This window comes from Arthrobacter sp. 10T425 (genome assembly GCF_056393985.1).
In genome coordinates this window covers 64272-81409 of the sequence record NZ_JBFTGZ010000014.1, presented here as the reverse complement: position 1 = coordinate 81409, position 17138 = coordinate 64272, and the positions used below count along the sequence as shown (strand labels likewise).

Below are 17138 nucleotides of genomic sequence, written 5' to 3'. Positions count from 1 at the left end.
TTTAGGACTCTATCCGGTGGTCTTCGAGAACGGTGAATCCCCGTGCTGTCAAGGCGTTCCGAAGCTCCACCCGGTCATCCAGTGCCAGGTTGACTCCCTTGACTTCCTGCCAGACCTCGTGACCGCGCCCGGCCACGAGGATGGTGTCCCCGGCTCCGGCGAGCTCTACGGCCTTCAGGATGGCGGCGTCGCGCGGGAAGACCTCCAGGACTGTGCAGTCCAGGCCTTCGTCGTCCTTGGCCGCCAGGGCGCCGGTAAGGACGTCCGCGCGGATGGCCGCCGCGTCCTCGTCATGGGGATCGTCGTCGCTGACAATCACGGTGTCCGCCAGCCGCGCCGCGATGGCACCCATCGCGGGGCGTTTGCCCTGGTCCCGCTGTCCGGTGGCGCCGAAAACGATGATCACTCTGGATCCGGGTTCCGGGGACCGGACGGCTGCGAGGGCACGGGCCAGTGCGTCGGGGTTGTGCGCGAAGTCCACCACGGCGGCCGGGGCCGTGGACACGAGCTGCATCCGGCCCGGCACGGCAACGGTGAAGGGATCCGCGGCGTCGAGGGCGGCCTGCACCGCGGCCGGCTCGTGGCCCCCGGCGAGGACCATCACCGTGGCCAGCGCGGCATTGGCGACGTTGAAGCCGCCCGGCAGGCCCGTGTGGACGCGCAGCTCGGCGCCGTCGCGGTGCCGGAGGACGAAGTCTGAGCCGAGGCCCCGCGGAGCAGTCCGGACCACAGTCCAGTCCGCGGTCCAGTCCGCGGCCCCGTCGGCGTCAGCCGGCCCGGCGCCGTCGGTCCCGGCCGTGGCCAGGGTCGTGACCGGGATTTCGGCGGTGGCCGCAAGCTTGCGGCCCCAGTCATCATCGATGGTGACCACGGCGGCGCGGGCGCGTTCCGGCGTGAACAGCCGGGCTTTGGTCTGGAAGTATTCCTCCATGGTCCCGTGCAGGTCCAGGTGGTCCTGGGTGAGGTTCGTGAAGCCGGCGACGTCGAACACCACGGCGTCGACACGGTGGAAGGACACGGCGTGCGAGGAAACCTCCATGGAGGCGGCATCGAGCCCGCGTTCGCGCATGAGCGCCAGCAGTGCGTGCACATCCGTGGATTCGGGAGTGGTCAGCAGGCTCGGGATCGGCTCCCCGCCGGCCAGGATCTCAATCGTCCCGATCAGCCCGGTCCGCTTACCCAGCGCCCGCAGCAGGGCATTGATGAAATAGGTGGTGGTGGTCTTGCCGTTGGTGCCTGTCACCCCGAAGAGGGCCGGTGCCCCGGCGCCGTCGGGCCTGCTCTGGTAGATGAGCGCGGACAGCCGGCCGACCACGCTGCGCGGCTCGTGGGCCAGCAGGACCGGGACGGCGATGTCATGGCCCAGGGCCAGCAGGCGCGCCCCGGCGTCGTCTGTCAGGACCGCCACGGCGCCGGCGTCGACGGCCTGGGACACGAAGTCGGCCCCGTGCCGTGTGGCGCCCGGCAGGGCCACGTACAGGTCTCCCGGGCGGACCGACCGGGAGTTCAGGGAGATCCCGGTGACCTGGACGGAGCCGGATGCACCGGGAACGGCGACGCCGATCGCCGCGCCAATGTCTGCCAGCGGCACTGCGGCAACCGCAGTGGGCCGGAAGCCCTGGGTGGAGTCATGGCCGGACGGCGCGGAAGCATCGGGGTCGGTGAGCTCTGACAAGTGGATCTCCGTTGTGGTGCTAGTGGATCGGGCACTGAAAAAAATCGGGCACTGGTAGATCGGGACCTGCGCACGCGGAAATGCTCCGGCGCGCAGGCAATGGGTGTGGCGTCGGCTGGTGACTTCCGGGTGCCAGGTGGAACAGGCGCTACTTGGCGTACTGCGGCAGCCGCGCGGGTTCGCCGGTGGAGGGCTGGACGTTGAATGTGCGCAGCGTCTGGCTCATCACCGAACGGAACACCGGTCCGTTGGTGATTCCGAAGATGCTTCCCTTGGGCCGTTGCAGGACCACCTCAACAATAAACCGCGGATCGTCCATGGGCGCCATTCCGATGATGGAGGCCGTATAGCCGCAGAACCCTGATTTGCCGTCGTCGCAGGGCGATTCGGATGTGCCGGTCTTGGCGCCCACCCGGTACCCGTCGATCGCAGCCTCTTTGATCTCGCCCTCGGTTACGGCGCTCTCAAGGATGTCGCGGACCTGTTTGGCGGTTTCCTTGGAGACGACCTGCTGCGGGGCTTTGGCCGGGACTTTTTCCTCGGCACCGTCCGGGTTGATGTAGCTGTCGATCAGCCGGGGCTGGAGCATCACGCCGTCGTTGGCGATGCTCTGGTAGGCCCGGACAGTCTGGAGGGTGGTTTGGGCGACGCCCTGGCCGAAGAGCACTGTGTATTGCTGGCGCCCGTCCCACTGGTCGGCCGGGGTCAGGATGCCCTTGGATTCGGCCGGCAGACCCATGTCGGGGGCATCGCCGATGCCGAACTTCCGCAGCCAGTCATAGCGCTGTTCCTTGCTCAGCCGCTGGCCCACCATGACTGTGCCGGTGTTCATGGAATAGCCGACAATGCCCGCCAGCGTCCGCTGCTCGGTGCCGTGTTCGAACGCGTCACTGAAGGTCTGGCCGTCCACTGTGTAGGTCGGTGGAATGGTGAACCTGTCCAGCGGGCTGGACTTCCCTTCCTGAATCGCAGCTGCGGCCGTGATCATCTTCTCCACCGAGCCGGGCTCGTAGGCGGCGGTGACGGCCCGGACCCCGCGGTCCTCGGCGGCAACCTTGCCGGGGTCGTTCGGATCCGGGGAGTCGGTATCGGCCATGGCCACGATGTTGCCGGTCTTGACGTCCTGGACAACGATCACGCCCCACTCGGCGCTGAGCTTGTCCTTCTGGCTTTGGATCGCCTGTTGGGAGAAGTACTGCAGGTCCGAATTCAGCGTGAGTTTGATGTCCTTGCCGTTCACCGCCGGCGTCAATTGGTCCACACCGACCGGGATGCGCAGTCCGTCGGCGCCGATTTCAAAGAGCCGCTTGCCCGGTGTGCCTTTGAGTACCTCGTCCTGGGTCTGCTCGAGGCCCGCCTGTCCGGTGCTGCCGTCCTTGAGGAAACCCACAATTCCGCCGGCCACGGAGCCGTTGGGGTAGACCCGCTTGCTGGTGCCTTCGGTGACGATGCCGGGAATCTGCAGCTTGGAGACCTTGTCCTCGACGTCCGGTTTCAGGTCCTTGGCCACGATGTAGTAGCGCTGGGTTCCGGTCAGGGCATCGCGGAGGGTGCCGCGGTCCATGCCGAGCACGGCGGCGAGTTCGGAGATGCCCTGGTCCCGGGTGACCTTGACGAGCTCGTCCTTGCCGTTGATGGTCTCGAACCGGCGGAAGGTTTCGGTCTTGGTGTTGACTGTCTGGTCCACAACGACGTTGTAGCGGATGACGCTGCTGGCCAGGACCGCGCCGGAGGAATCGAGGATGCTGCCGCGCTCCGCGGGCAGCACGGTGGGCGTGAGCCTGTTGTTGAGGGCGGCCTCAGCCAGTCCCCCGATGTCCAGGCCCTGGACCATGAACAGCTTGCCGCCGACCACCAGCAGGAGCGCCAGCATGATGCCAAGCCCCACGCGGAGCCGCCGGGTGGGGTTTGGGGCTTTCGCCTTGCTTGCCCTGCCGGAGTTCTTCGCCACGGTGAGTCCTTGCTGCTTGCCTTGCTGGTGGTCAGTGAACGTTACTGCCCCGGCGTCTTTTGTGCGGGGGCGGGAACCGAGCCGCCGTGGAGTTCCACGGCGGGGGCGGCGGGTTTCGGTGCGGGGGCGGGCTTCACAGCTGCCGGCGCCTTGTCTGTGTCCGCCGGTCTGGTGTCGGCCGGCCTGGTGTCCGCCGCCTTGCGCTGGGCGAGAGGCTCGTTCTCCGTGGCCGGCGGGACAACCGTGAGCTGCCCGGCGACGGCCGGTGCGGCGATGACGGCGCCCGGGGCATCACCCTTGACGGCCGGCTTGGCCTTGCCGGTGACATTGAGGGTGGAGAGGTCGATCTGGCCCTTGGCGACCGAAGCCACCATGCCCAGCTCCGTGGCCTTGGCCGCCAGGTTCTGCGGGGCGTCGAAGTTCTGCACCTGCTGGGTGAGGTCCTGGTTCTGCTTGGTCAGTGTGGTCTGTTCACTGCGGAGCTGGACCAGCTGGTACTGGGCGGAGGAGACGGAGATGTTCAGGACCAGCACGGCCATGAGGGCAATCGCCAGGAGCCCGAAGCAGAGCACCACGAACGGTGCGCGGCGCTTGCGCGGCACGGAGCGGACCACCGACAGCGGGGTGCGTGCCTTGCGGGGCTGGTCAAGGCCGGGGCGGAGGCCGGGCAGGGCACGGGCAGTGGCGCCCTGGGCAACGGGGTAGCTGTTGACGGCGGCGGTGCTCATGCGGCTCTCCTGGCTTTGATGCGTTCGACGGCGCGCAGCCGGGCGGAAGCTGCGCGGGGGTTTTCGGCGATTTCAGCGGCGGTGGGTACCTCGGTGCCCTTTGTCAGGGTTTTGAGTTCGGCTTTGTGCTCTTCGAGCTCGACCGGGAAGCCGAGCGGCGCCGAGGACTTCGATCCGGCCTGGAAGAAGCCCTTGACGATCTTGTCTTCCAGGGAGTGGTAGGACATGACCACCACACGGCCGCCGAGGGCGATGGCCTCGATCGCTGCCGGGATGGCGCGCTCGAGGACGTCCAGTTCCTCGTTGACCTCGATCCGGAGCGCCTGGAAAGTGCGCTTCGCGGGGTGGCCGCCGGATTTGGCGGCACCGGCGGGCACCACGGCCCGGATCTGGTCGACCAGTTCGCCGGTGGTGGTGAAGGGCTTTTCGGCGCGCGCGGCCACGATCCTGTTCGCGATGCGGCCGGCGAACTTCTCTTCGCCCCACTTCCGGATGATCCGGACGAGTTCTTCTTCGCTGTAGTTATTGACGACATCGGCGGCCGTCTGGCCCCGGCTGGTGTCCATCCGCATGTCCAGGGGCGCATCGAAGGAGTAGGCGAAGCCGCGTTCCCGCTCGTCCAGCTGGAGGGACGATACGCCGAGGTCCATGAGCACTCCGTGGACTTCGGTGAAGCCCAGGTCTTCGAGGACGTCCGGGATTTCGTCGTAGACGGCGTGAACGAGGTCGGTCCGGTTCTCGAAGGGCGCCAGCCTGGCCCCCGCCAGTGCCAGGGCTTCCTCGTCGCGGTCGATGCCGATCAGGTGAAGGTCCGGGAAGCGCTGCAGGAGGGCCTCCGAGTGTCCGCCCATGCCGAGCGTGGCGTCGATCACCACTGGGGTCTCGCCGCGGCTCCGTGCGGCCTCGATGCCGGGGGCCAACAAATTGATGCACCGGTCCTTGAGGACCGGTACATGGCGTTCGGACGTCGGCTTCGCCTGGTCGGGATCCGTCATGCCTTCGTCCTTTCGTTGGCCTTGTTTGTTTTGAGCTTTGCTAGTTGCGCTTTGCTAGTTGCGCGTTGCTTGGTACTGCTCTTACGCAACGTTCCTTGGTCCAGATCCCCATCCGCGCCTATCCTGCGCCGGCCTGGCTCCGGGGAAGTGAGCCAGGACAACAACCGGATGGGCGGCTGGAGATCTCGATCAAGGAACGTTGTTTGCTGGTGGATCAGTGGGGGTTCAGAGAATCCCCGGGATGGCGTCGTCTGTTTCCGAGAAGGCGGTTTCCTTTTCGGCCAGGTACTCATTCCAGGCTTGGGCGTCCCAGATCTCTGCCCGGGATCCTGCGCCAATGACGGCGAGTTCCCGGCCAAGACCTGCATACTCCCGGAGCGCCGGCGGAATCGTCACGCGCCCCTGCTTGTCAGGTACCTCGTCCGAGGCTCCAGAGAGGAAAACACGGATGTAGTCACGTGCCTGCTTGGAGGAAATTGGAGCCTCCCGCATCTGCTCGTGAACCCGGCCGAATTCCGCCTCACTGAAGACGTAGATGCAACGCTCCTGGCCCCTTGTGAGAACCAGCCCGCTGGCAAGTTCCTCTCGGAACTTCGCGGGGAGGATAATTCGACCTTTTTCATCCAGACGCGGCGAATGTGTGCCGAGAAACACGGCCCACCGCCTGTCTGTTTTAGGAAGTCCAACGTCCCCTGTGCTGCCACTACCCTCTTACGTCCTCCACATTACTCCACATCGCTCCACAGTCAACGACACGCCCGGGATGTTTAGACAATTCTGCGGATGTTTATCCCCCTTCTTCCCAGCATTTGCAGGCAATCGGGACTGGTGGGGGAAAGTGGAGCGATTTTTGCCTGCTTGCCTCCCACCCCGCACCGATTGACGGGGCGTACCGGCGCGGGAGCGAATAATTCGGTGCGGTTGTCCCTTTTGCGGCGCCATCGAAGCCAAATTCCAGCAAGGCTGCAGCAAAGGCGCCGGAAATAACCGCGTTAAATGGCGAAAGACCCGCCGAAGCGGGTCTCGCGCCGCTCCCCGGCGGACCGGTGGCGGGAAGTGGAGGACTTTACGGGGCCGTCACTGAGCGGTTTAGGACTCGCCCCCGTGCCGTTCGTCCCAGCGCTGCTCGAGGTTGCTCATGAACGAACTCCTGGGCTTGCCCTGCTTGCGTCCGCCGGCTGCCCTGGCCTTGCCGACCGCAGAACTGCGCATCGTGGCGAAATAGACGCCGGCGCCCATCACAACAAAGCCGAGGACCCCGACAAAGATGTTCTGCATCGACACCCCGACCAATAACAGCAGCACGCCCGCGAGAGTCGCGAGCACGCCGATGACAAGGTGGCGGGTGGACCATGAGCGTCCGGGGACCGATCCCATTGAGCTTGCAAACTTTGGGTCGTCCTCATGCAGCTGCTTCTCAAGTTGCTCCAGCAACTTCTGTTCGTGTTCCGAGAGCGGCATCACGACCTCCTCAAGTCTGCCAACGTCCGGGCATGACGTGGCCATTGCCCTAATTCCCTAACGCCCGGGATTCCGAAGTGGTTCCCCCGTCACCGCCATTGGTGAAAAGGGGGTCGAATCAGCTCTCCCGCGCCGGTCTTAGCTGGCCAGGTCGCCCTAACGGTCGATCCAGTAGTCCTAAACCTAGGTATTAATAAGGATAGATTGTTGCGGCCTGTTCTGAAAGACAGTCTTAAGGCCCTTTCGCCGCCGGAACCCTTGGGAACGGGCGGCCCGACGGGGTTCCGGCCGGGTTCACTCAAGGGCGCCCCCGGAATCCAGGAGCCGGGCCGGAAGGACGGACTTGTTGCCGAACTTCCGGGTGACAGCATCGAGGGCTTGTTCGGCGGCCCGCCAGTTGTCGTCCCGGCGGTCAAGACTGAGCTGAAGCGGGGCATCGGCGGCCTCTTCCAGCTGCTCGGCGCGGATGCCGACCAGCCGGACCGTCATGGGCCGCTGACCCACAGATTCCAGGAGCTGCACTGCCACCGCGTACAGGAGTTGGGCGCTGTCGATCGGTGTGCTCACGGTGCGGCTGCGGGTAATAGTGGAAAAGTCGGCGTAGCGCAGCTTGAGCGCCACGGTGCGGGCGTGCATACCGGCACTGCGGAGGCGCTCCGCCGTCCGGTGCGAAAGGCGCAGCAGCTCCCTGTGAAGCAGCGCGTCATCCGCGGTGTCAGTGGCGAACGTCTCCTCGGCACCAATGCTCTTTTCCAGGCGGACCGGCGTCACGGGCCGCGGATCGATGCCCCAGGAGAGCCGGTAGACATGCTCCCCCGATGCGCCCAGCAGCTTGCGCAGCGAGGGCAGCGGCGACGCTGCGACGTCCGCCACCGTCCTGATGCCCCGTCGGGCCAGCACCTCCACGGTCTTGCCGCCGACTCCCCAGAGCGCACTGACGGGAAGGCTGTGCAGGTAGGGGACGGTTTCCTCCGGCCGGATCAGCAGCAGCCCGTCCGGTTTGCAGCGGGTGGACGCGATCTTGGCCACAAACTTGCTGGCGGCGATGCCCACTGATGCCGTAATGCCCAGCTCCCGGAACACGCGGGCCCGGATGAGTTCGCCAATCTCCCGTGGCGGCCCGAGCCTCCGGATGGCTCCCCCGACGTCCAGGAACGCCTCATCCACGCTGAGCGGCTCGACGAGGTCGGTGATGGAACCAAAGATTGCCATGATCTGGCCGGACACTTCGTAGTACAGCTTGTGGCGGGGCTCGATGATGACAGCCGAGGGGCACATGCGCGCCGCCACCACCATGGGCATCGCCGATCTGACGCCGAAGGCGCGGGCCTCATAGGACGCGGAGAGCACCACGGAGCGGTCCGCCGGGTAGCCCACAATCACGGGCTTTCCCTTCAGCTCGGGCCGGCTGCGCAACTCCACGGAGACAAAGAAGGCGTCCATGTCCACGTGCATGATGCTGCTGCGCCGCAGTTCCAGCAGTGAGTCCCCGCCCAGGCTGCCGGCAGGCTGGATCTGGGGCTGCGCATTCGAGGGCCCGTTGGGGTGCATATTCCTCTGCGCTCCCTGCTGATTCTCTGCGTCCGGCCCCACGTCTTCAATCCTATGCCCGGGGACTGACTAAACTGGAGGCTGATTCCGCTTCAACCCCAGGAGGAAAGTCCCTGTGAAGGTATTTGGACAGCGCAAACGTGCCGCAGCCGCCATCGCGGCGGCTGGCGCGCTATTGGCCTTGGCCGCATGCACGCCTGCCGGCACCGGGAGCCCGGCGGCGTCGCCGGCGTCGACCCCGGACGCCTCTGCGCAGTCCTCCACCACGGCTCCCCCCAGCCCTTCCGCGGAGCCCGGCACGTCAGCCACGGTCGGCGCCCTCGTACCCGGCTTCCCGCAGAAACTCCTGCCGCTGATGCCAGGAGCCCAGGTCGTCTCCAGCAGCTTCGACAAAACCACGGTGCCGGCAACCGCGGCACTGGTCGGCAGCATCACCGCCCCGGCCGCCGATGTCCTGGCTTTCTACGCCAAGGGGCTGCAGGCGCAGGGATTCAAGCCCGTACCCGGGGAAACCGTCGGTGCCCTGCCTTCCAAGGACTTCCTGCGCGGGGACAACGAAACCGTGAACATCTCCGTCATGCAGACAACAGGGGTGTCCACGTTCACGATCGGTGCGAACGTCGCTGCCGAGTCCGTCAAGTGAGTCTCGCCGAACAGCTGCGGCTCGAGCAGGCGGATTACGTGGCCGCCGTCGCCGGCAAGCTCACCGAGTTCCTGACCAGCCGACAGGCCATCATGGCCTCGATCTCCCAGGACATCGATCCGCTCATGGGCTCGATCTCAAACCTGGTCACGGGCGGAAAGCGCCTGCGGGCGCTCATGTGCTACTGGGGGTGGCGCGGCGCCGGCGGAGAAGCCGGCGCGGCCGAGGTGGTCACCGCCGGCTCGGCCCTGGAGCTGTTCCAGGCCGCGGCCCTGATCCACGATGACATCATTGACCGCTCGGACACCCGCCGGGGCGGACCCAGCGTCCACCGCAGGTTCATTGAACTGCACGAGGCCCAGGGCTGGGCGCTGGACAGCGAGCGGTTCGGCCACGCGGCAGCGATCCTGACCGGGGATCTCTGCCTGTCCTTCAGCGAGGAATCGTTCACGGAGATCGGACACCGTGCCGCCTCCGGCAGCCCGGCACGGCTGATCTTCAACCTCATGCGTGCAGAAGTCATGGCCGGGCAGTACCTCGACATCCTGGAAGAGGTCGCCGGGCCCCGGCGGGACCGCGCCGGGGCCGTCAGCCGGGCCCAGTCCATCATCCGGTTCAAGTCGGCCAAATACTCCACCGAACACCCGCTCGCCCTCGGCGGCGCCCTGGCCGGCGCCGGCGACGAGCTGCTGCGCGGCTATTCCGCGTTCGCGCTGCCGCTCGGTGAGGCGTTCCAACTGCGGGACGATGTCCTTGGCGTCTTCGGTGACCCCGTCACCACCGGCAAACCTGCCGGGGACGATCTCCGTGAGGGCAAGCGCACGGTCCTGGTGGCCTTCGCCCTGGACCAGGCCTCCGCGGCCGAATCAGAGTTCATCGACGCCAAGCTGGGCAGCCCCGATCTCGGCGACGCGGACATCGAGGAGATCCGGCGGATCATCGTGGACTGCGGCGCACTCCAGGCCACGGAAGTGCTCATCGAGGAGTTCGGCAAGGCCGCCTTCGCCGCCCTGGACCTGCTGCCGCTTCAGGAGCTGCCCAAAACCGCGCTCCGCAGGCTGGCAGAAGCCACGGTCAGCCGCGCCGCTTAACCCGGCCCTCACGGCAGCAATGCCTTTTTAAACGGTGCCTGGAAACGCGGCGGGCCGTGCACGGCGCTTGCGCTGTGCACGGCCCGTCATGGCACGTCCGGGGGATGCTGCCGGCGCAGTTGCTGCCGGTCTGCTTTTACCAGGCCAGTGATTGCGCCCTGCGGCGAATTTCGGTCTTGCGCCCTTCCCGCAGGGCGTCAATGGGCCGGCCGCGGAGGGAATCGTCCGGCGTAAAGAGCCAGTTGATCAGTTCCTCATCCGAGTATCCGGCGTCTGAGAGAACAACAATGGTGCCTTTCAGGCTCTCCACCGCATGCCCGTCCTGGATGAAAGCCGCAGGCACGGACCGGATGCGCCGGTCGCCGATTCTCACGGCCGCCAGCGCACGCTCGTCCAGCAATGCATGGACCTTGGTGATAGATACGTTCAGAAGCTGTGCGACATCGGGCAGGGGCAGCCATTCGCCCACGAGGCTTTCTACATTACTCACGCATAAAGATTGCCACGGCCGGTGCCCCGCCGCCTAGTCGGCATCCGCAGAATTCACGCTGCGGGCATGGCCGGTCCCGCCGTGCCGGAATGCCGCCCGGCTTCACCGGGGGACTCCCCTGGAGCGACTTTCGGGCGACACTCCACCGGAAACGGGTTTGCGGAATGTCAAACGGTTCTTGTGCTAATTGCCAATTCATGAGAGATTCACATAGATCACATTTGTAACAGAAATAACTTTTGTCACACTGGTAACACCAGTTCTACCGGCCTGACCGCAGCGTTGCCGCTGAGAAGAGGATCTTTCCAATGACAACCTCACGTTCGCCACAGCTCCGTCCGGGGCGCAGCCTGCCGCTCATCGCGGCGACGACGGCGGCGCTTCCCGCCGTCGTGCTTTCCTCCCTGGCGATCGCCCAGCCTGCCGCAGCCGAATCGCGGGTGCGCTCGGTCCCGGCAACGCTCGCGGCCGCCATGCGTGCCCAGGCGAAGGCTGACGCGGCGACATCCCTGAAGGCGGCAGTGATCCCGGCCGCCTCCGTCCCGGTGACGCTGCCGAGCGCCTTGCGGCCTGCACAGGCGGCGGCTCCGGCCGTCTACACGATCGCCCGCGGCGACACCATCAGTGCCATTGCCGGCCGCTACGGTCTGGACACGTTTGCCGTGCTCAAGCTGAACAACCTGCAGCCGAACACCATCATCTACCCGGGGCAGAAGATCAAGCTCACGGGCTCGACGCCGGCAGCGCCCAAACCGTCCGCACCGGCGAAATCGACGCCGACAACGCCCGCCTCGGGCGGCGGCAGCGTGTACGTCGTCAAGTCCGGCGACACCCTGAGCGCCATCGCCACCCGCCACGGCGTTGGCCTTTCCGAGATCTTCAAGTGGAACGGGCTCGGCATGAGCTCCGTTATCTATCCCGGCCAGAAGGTCAAGGTCGGCGGCGGTTCCAGCACGCCGGCCCCCTCTGCACCCGTGACGGCCGCCGCACCCAAGCCGTCGGCGCCCGCGCCCGCCAGTTCCGGCTCCTACACCATCAAGGCCGGCGACACCCTCTCCGGCATCGCGGCCCGCAACGGTGTCAGGCTCTCGGACGTCCTGTCGGCCAACCGGCTGACAATGTCGAGCATCATCTACCCCGGCCAGAAGCTCGTCATCCCCGGCGCGTCGACCATCGCACCGGCATCGAGCACGCCTGCCACCACCACGCCCCTCGTGCCCAGCACGTTCCTCGGGTTCAGCTACCCGGCCGCGGTGGTCAGCTCGGCCAACCAGAACAAGGCGCTGCTCAATGCCTCTCCGGTGCCCACCCGCCAGCAGATGAAGTCGATCGTGGCGGACACGGCCCGGCGCATGGGCGTGGACGCCAGCCTTGCACTGGCTTTTGCCTTCCAGGAATCCGGCTTCGACCAGCGTGCCGTGTCACCGGCCAATGCGATCGGCACCATGCAGGTCATCCCGTCCTCCGGCGAATGGGCCTCCGATCTGGTGGGCCGCCAGCTGAACCTGCTCGATCCGTACGACAACGCCACGGCAGGCATCGCGATCATCCGCCAGTTGGTCCGCACGAGCCCGGATGTGGACACCGCAATCGCCGGCTACTACCAGGGCCAGTACTCGGTGAGTCAGAACGGCATGTTCGAGGACACCAAGGGCTACGTCGCCGCCATCAAGGCCAACCGGCAACTGTTCGGCTAAACCCGGCCGTTCGGCCAACTACAGACTCCAGCACAGGCTCCCTTTCGGCGGAGCGTGACGCTACGGGCCCGGATCGCATGTTGATTCGGGCCCGTTTCTGTCCAGCGACTACGATTGTAAGGTGCAGGAATACGTGTCGGATGCTCTCGTAGGGAACCTGGTGGACAACCGCTACCAGGTTCAATCCAGGCTTGCCCGCGGCGGGATGTCCACCGTGTACCTCGCCACGGACCAGCGCCTTGAGCGTGATGTCGCGCTGAAGGTGCTCCATCCCCATCTGGCTGACGACCCGCAGTTCCTCGATCGGCTGGGCCGCGAAGCCAAGGCTGCCGCCCGGCTCTCCCACCCGCACGTCGTGGGCGTCCTGGACCAGGGCGAGGACGGCCGGCTCGCCTATCTGGTCATGGAATTCATCAAGGGCCACACGCTGCGGGATGTCCTCAATGACAAGGGCGCCCTGTCGCCGCGGCTGGCCCTGGCGCTGATCGATCCGGTCGTCGAAGGCCTCGGCGCCGCGCACGCCGCCGGAATGATCCACCGGGACATCAAGCCCGAAAACGTCCTGATCGCCGACGACGGGCGGATCAAGCTCGGCGACTTCGGCCTGGCACGCGCTATCTCGACGTCCACCAGCACGGGCGCCCTGATCGGGACCGTCGCCTACATCTCCCCCGAACTTGTCCTGGGCAAACAGGCAGATGCCCGCAGCGACATCTATTCCGTCGGGATCATGCTCTACGAAATGATCACGGGCCGGCAGCCGTTCGAAGGCGACGTGCCCATCCAGGTCGCCTACCAGCACGTCAATTCCACCGTCGCAGCGCCCTCGCTGGAGGTGCCCGGGCTGGCCGCGGAGATCGACGAACTCGTCCAGTGGTGCACGGACCGGGACCCGGACAAGCGCCCCGTCGACGGCAGCGCCCTGTTGTCCGAGCTCCGGCACATCAGGACCAACCTCAGCGACGCCGAACTCGACCTCCAGCCGCCAGCGGCTCGCAGCACCCTGCCGGCCGTCACAGCACCGCCAACCCGGCCGCCAGGCGGTACCGGTCCGGCGTCGGACGCGCAGGAAACGGCCCACGTGCTTCCGCCCACCGGAATGCCCACGGAATTGCAGACTGAGGTATACGGCAGCCTCGCCCGGCCCACCGAGATGATTTCCCGCACCAGCGGCAACCCGACCACCGTGATGTCCGGTGCCCCGCGGCGTCCGGCCTACGGACCGTTGTCCACCCCGGACGAGGCGGCCTACGACGGCGCCGGGTATGACGGCCCGGCGGAGGGCGCGGTTGCCCCCAGCAAACGCGCCCAGCGCAAACTGGACCGGGACGAGGAGAAGGCGCGCCAGCGCGCCGCCGCCACGCCCACCAGGACCCTGCACGAGGGCAACCCCCGGCGCCGCGGCTTGCTGTGGATCGTCCTGCTCGTCGTCGCGGCGCTGCTCGCCGCCGTCGCCGGCTGGTTCTTCGGCATGGGTCCAGGGTCGCCGGGAACGATTCCCCCGGTGGCGAACAAGACCGTTGCCGAGGCCCAGGACCTGCTCCGCACCGCCGGCTTCCAATCCACGGTGAAGGATGTCTTCGACGACGACGTCTCGCCCGGGCTCGTGGTCGGCTCGGAGCCGACCGCCGGGGAGGTCATCCGCAAGTTCCAGCCCGTGTCGCTGGCCGTGTCCAAGGGCCCGGAGCTGTTCCCGCTGCCGGAACTGGCCGGCAAGAGCCTCGACGAGGCCAAGACCACGCTCAACGGCGCCCAGATGGCTTTGGGCCCGATTACCGAGACCTTCGACGAGAAGGCGCCTGCCGGAACCGTCCTTGCCCAGGCTCCGCGCAGCGGCAACCCGGTCAGGCACGGGACGCCCGTGGGCCTGACCGTCTCGAAGGGCCCGCAGCCCATCCCGGTCCCGGATGTTCGCGGGCAGGCGCAGGACGCCGCTGTTAAGGCCCTGGAAGCCGCCGGCCTGAAGGCCGTGGTGGCCCCGGAAGCAGTCAACGACAGGAACGTCCCCGAGGGCGCGGTGCTGGCGCAGGACCCGGCCTCCGGCAACCTGACCAAGGGCGGCACCGTCACCTTGACCATCTCGAAGGGCCCGAAGCTCGTCGAGGTCCCCAGCTTCATCGGCAAGCAGGCCTCGGAGGCCCAGGAAGCCCTTGAGAAACTCGGCTTCAAAGTCCAGGTCGATAACATCCTCGGCGGTTTCTTCGGCACGGTCCGGGACCAGAATCCGGTGGACACGAAGGCCCCGGAAGGCTCGACCGTCACGCTCACCGTCGTCTGACCGGCACCCCGCTCCGGCCTCTGCCATTACACAAGAAAGCTCCGCCCGGCTGCTGTAGCCGGGCGGAGCTTTTTCTCAGAATGCGTTCTGTGGGAAACGTTCTGCCGGAATGCGTTCTGCCAGACGCATTCTGCCGATCAGTGCGTCAGCGCTTGGAGAGCGCTCCGGCCACCAGGAACGCCATCTCGAGCGACTGCATGTGGTTCAGGCGCGGATCGCAGACCGACTCGTAGCGGTCCAGGAAGGCTTCCTGGTCGATCGGGTCGGCTCCGCCGAGGCACTCGGCGACGTCGTCCCCCGTCATCTCCACGTGCAGGCCGCCGGGAACGGTGCCGAGCGCGTGGTGGACTTCGAAGAATCCGCGCACTTCGTCAATGACGTCGTCGAAATTGCGGGTCTTGTAGCCGTTGGGCGAGGTGACCGTGTTCCCGTGCATGGGGTCGGTGACCCAAAGGACCTGGGCCCCGGAGGCGGTGACGCGCTCGACGATCGCCGGCAGCTTCTCGCGGATGTTGCCCGCACCCATGCGGGTGATGAAGGTGAGCCGGCCGGGCTCCCGGTTCGGATCCAGCTTGTCGATCAGGCGCAGGGCGTCGTCGCCGCTGGTCGACGGGCCGAGCTTGACGCCGATCGGGTTGCGGACGCGGGAGAGGAAGTCAACGTGTGCGTGGTCCAGCTCGCGGGTCCGCTCCCCGATCCAGAGGAAGTGCGCGGAGGTGTCGTAGGGCAGCCCCGTGCGCGAGTCGATGCGGGTCAGGGCGCGCTCGTAGTCCAGCAGCAGGGCCTCGTGGCTCGCGTAGAATTCCACCCGCTTCAGGGCCTCGAAGTCGGCACCGCAGGAGGCCATGAACTTGATGGCGCGGTCGATGTCCCGGGCCAGGGACTCGTAGCGGGCGTGGGCCGGGTTCTCGGTGAAGCCCTTGTTCCACTGGTGCACCAGGCGCAGGTCCGCGAAACCGCCCTGGGTGAAGGCGCGGATCAGGTTCAGCGTCGAAGCGGAGGTGTGGTAGGCCTTGAGCATCCGGCCGGCGTCGTGGGCGCGGGACTCGGGCGTGAAATCGTAGCCGTTGACGATGTCGCCCCGGTAGGCCGGCAGGGTGACGCCCTCGCGCGTTTCATCGTTGGAGGAGCGGGGCTTGGCGAACTGGCCAGCCATGCGGCCCATCTTGATGACGGGCATGGCCGCGCCGTAGGTCAGGACAACGGCCATCTGCAGGATGGTCCGGACGCGGGCGCTGATCTTGTCCGCCGTCGCGGCTTCGAAGGTCTCGGCGCAGTCGCCGCCCTGGAGCAGGAACGCCTTGCCCTGCGCGGCGGCGGCGAGCCGTTCGCGAAGAATGTCCACTTCGCCGGCGAACACGAGGGGCGGGAGGACGGAAAGTTCCTTGACAGACGCCTCGAACACAGCCGGGTCCGACCAGGTGGGCTGCTGCGAGGCCGGGAGCTCCCGCCAGTTGTCCAGTCCGGGATAGTTGGCGGCTCCGCTCTGGGCGGTGCTGGTCAGCGGGGAAACTGGTTTCTCAGATAGCTCGGTCACTATCTAAGGATAGTTGCCCCATCAAGGTTCGGGGGCCCTGCCTGTCATTGACAGCCCGGCTGCCGTCATATGGCACCCGCGGCCCGCTCATGAGGGGCCGGGAACCTCCGGCCCCGCATCCCCGGCAGCGGCTTCATTCGGGGTTTCCGGTGGGGCCGTGTTTGGGGCTTCGTTCGGGGTATTGCCGGCGGCCGCATCCTGCACCGCGTCAGGGCCCGCAGGGGTTTTGTCCGGGGCCGCGTCCTGCGCTTTGCCCGCCAGGCGGAGCTTCACGACGGCGGCGTACTCATCCACGTATTCCTGGCCGGAGAGGCGCATGAGTTCGTACATGATCTCGTCAGTCACTGAACGCTGGATCAGCCGGTCATCCTCCATCCCGTAGTAGCGGCTGAAGTCGAGCGGTTCGCCAAAGATCATGCCGATGCGGCGGATGTTGGGCACGCGCTTGCCGATCGGCTGGACCTTGTCCGTTCCGATCATTGCCACCGGGATGACCGGGACGCGGGCCTGCAGCGCAAGGCGCGCAACCCCCACCTTGCCGCGGTAGAGGCGCCCGTCGGGGCTGCGGGTCCCCTCGGGGTAGATGCCCAGCAGGGAACCCTTCTTGAGCACGTCCATCCCGGCGTTCAGCGACTGCGCGGACGCGGCGCCCCCGGACCGGTCCATGGGGAGCTGGTTGGTGAGCCGGAAGAACGCTGCGGTCAGCCTGCCCTTGATCCCGGTGCCGGTGAAGTATTCGGATTTCGCCAGGAACGCGACCGGCCGCGGCACCATGACCGGCATGAAGATGGAATCCGAGAAGGAGAGGTGGTTCGAGGCAAGGATCGCGGCGCCCTCGGCAGGGACGTTGTCAAGGCCCTTGACCCAGGGCCGGAACAGCAGCCTGAGCACCGGCCCCAGGACAAACGTCTTCATGAACCAATAAAACACTCGGTGACCTCTCCGGAAGGCGTCTGGCCTGCGGCCCGAACCGGGTCCGGCCAGGCTTCAATGGACACCTTACTCTAGTGAGTTTTGGCGCTAGGGGTGACACGATGGGCT

14 protein-coding genes are annotated in these 17138 nt (G+C 66.7%); 4 read left to right on the top strand and 10 right to left on the bottom strand.

The window, feature by feature from the left end; all coding sequences use genetic code 11:
• Position 1: 1 nt before the first annotated feature.
• The 7 genes from AC1DDH_RS15975 to dinB all read right to left on the bottom strand — a co-directional run bounded on the left by AC1DDH_RS15975 (position 2) and on the right by dinB (position 8361).
• Positions 2-1675 (bottom strand): UDP-N-acetylmuramoyl-L-alanyl-D-glutamate--2,6-diaminopimelate ligase, encoded by a 1674-nt coding sequence (locus AC1DDH_RS15975; RefSeq protein WP_476955802.1) that lies wholly within the window; start codon positions 1673-1675, stop codon positions 2-4.
• A 148-nt stretch (positions 1676-1823) separates the two neighbouring features.
• The gene (locus AC1DDH_RS15970) at positions 1824-3626 is read right to left on the bottom strand and encodes a peptidoglycan D,D-transpeptidase FtsI family protein (RefSeq protein WP_476955801.1); all 1803 of its coding nucleotides are present in this window, start codon (positions 3624-3626) and stop codon (positions 1824-1826) included.
• 41 nt (positions 3627-3667) lie between these two features.
• A complete protein-coding gene (gene ftsL / locus AC1DDH_RS15965) occupies positions 3668-4354 on the bottom strand; it encodes a cell division protein FtsL (protein ID WP_476955800.1) in 687 nt (228 codons plus the stop codon).
• A complete protein-coding gene (rsmH, locus tag AC1DDH_RS15960) occupies positions 4351-5349 on the bottom strand; it encodes a 16S rRNA (cytosine(1402)-N(4))-methyltransferase RsmH (RefSeq protein ID WP_018772338.1) in 999 nt (332 codons plus the stop codon). The genes ftsL and rsmH overlap by 4 nt, the downstream gene beginning before the upstream one ends.
• Positions 5350-5574: 225 nt before the next feature.
• Positions 5575-6003 carry a division/cell wall cluster transcriptional repressor MraZ gene (gene mraZ, locus AC1DDH_RS15955; RefSeq protein WP_028275887.1) on the bottom strand — a complete coding sequence of 143 codons (429 nt, stop codon included), beginning with the start codon at positions 6001-6003 and terminating at the stop codon, positions 5575-5577.
• A gap of 435 nt (positions 6004-6438) precedes the next feature.
• A complete protein-coding gene (locus tag AC1DDH_RS15950) occupies positions 6439-6810 on the bottom strand; it encodes a DUF3040 domain-containing protein (RefSeq protein WP_028275888.1) in 372 nt (123 codons plus the stop codon).
• Between the two features lie 294 nt (positions 6811-7104).
• Positions 7105-8361: a DNA polymerase IV gene (dinB, locus tag AC1DDH_RS15945; protein ID WP_476870569.1), complete on the bottom strand. Its 1257-nt coding sequence runs from the start codon at positions 8359-8361 to the stop codon at positions 7105-7107.
• Between the two features lie 115 nt (positions 8362-8476).
• Between dinB and AC1DDH_RS15940 the strand changes: the two genes are divergently transcribed.
• Both AC1DDH_RS15940 and AC1DDH_RS15935 read left to right on the top strand, forming a co-directional pair.
• On the top strand, positions 8477-9004 hold the full coding sequence (locus AC1DDH_RS15940) for a RodZ family helix-turn-helix domain-containing protein (protein WP_028275890.1): 528 nt from the start codon (positions 8477-8479) through the stop codon (positions 9002-9004).
• The gene (locus tag AC1DDH_RS15935; protein WP_028275891.1) at positions 9001-10095 is read left to right on the top strand and encodes a polyprenyl synthetase family protein; all 1095 of its coding nucleotides are present in this window, start codon (positions 9001-9003) and stop codon (positions 10093-10095) included. The genes AC1DDH_RS15940 and AC1DDH_RS15935 overlap by 4 nt, the downstream gene beginning before the upstream one ends.
• Before the next feature lie 136 nt (positions 10096-10231).
• Here AC1DDH_RS15935 and AC1DDH_RS15930 read toward each other — a convergent pair whose 3' ends face one another.
• Entirely contained in the window at positions 10232-10585 is a 354-nt protein-coding gene (locus tag AC1DDH_RS15930) for an Rv2175c family DNA-binding protein (RefSeq protein WP_026266238.1), read from the bottom strand.
• A 308-nt stretch (positions 10586-10893) separates the two neighbouring features.
• Between AC1DDH_RS15930 and AC1DDH_RS15925 the strand changes: the two genes are divergently transcribed.
• Both AC1DDH_RS15925 and AC1DDH_RS15920 read left to right on the top strand, forming a co-directional pair.
• A complete protein-coding gene (locus AC1DDH_RS15925) occupies positions 10894-12282 on the top strand; it encodes a lytic transglycosylase (RefSeq protein ID WP_476955799.1) in 1389 nt (462 codons plus the stop codon).
• A 121-nt stretch (positions 12283-12403) separates the two neighbouring features.
• Positions 12404-14560 (top strand): Stk1 family PASTA domain-containing Ser/Thr kinase, encoded by a 2157-nt coding sequence (locus tag AC1DDH_RS15920; protein WP_476955798.1) that lies wholly within the window; start codon positions 12404-12406, stop codon positions 14558-14560.
• 145 nt (positions 14561-14705) lie between these two features.
• Here the strand turns inward: AC1DDH_RS15920 and AC1DDH_RS15915 are convergent, their stop codons facing one another.
• Positions 14706-16100 carry a class II 3-deoxy-7-phosphoheptulonate synthase gene (locus AC1DDH_RS15915; RefSeq protein ID WP_243179595.1) on the bottom strand — a complete coding sequence of 465 codons (1395 nt, stop codon included), beginning with the start codon at positions 16098-16100 and terminating at the stop codon, positions 14706-14708.
• Positions 16101-16184: 84 nt separating this feature from the next.
• Entirely contained in the window at positions 16185-17027 is an 843-nt protein-coding gene (locus AC1DDH_RS15910) for a lysophospholipid acyltransferase family protein (protein ID WP_223916608.1), read from the bottom strand.
• Positions 17028-17138 lie beyond the last annotated feature (111 nt).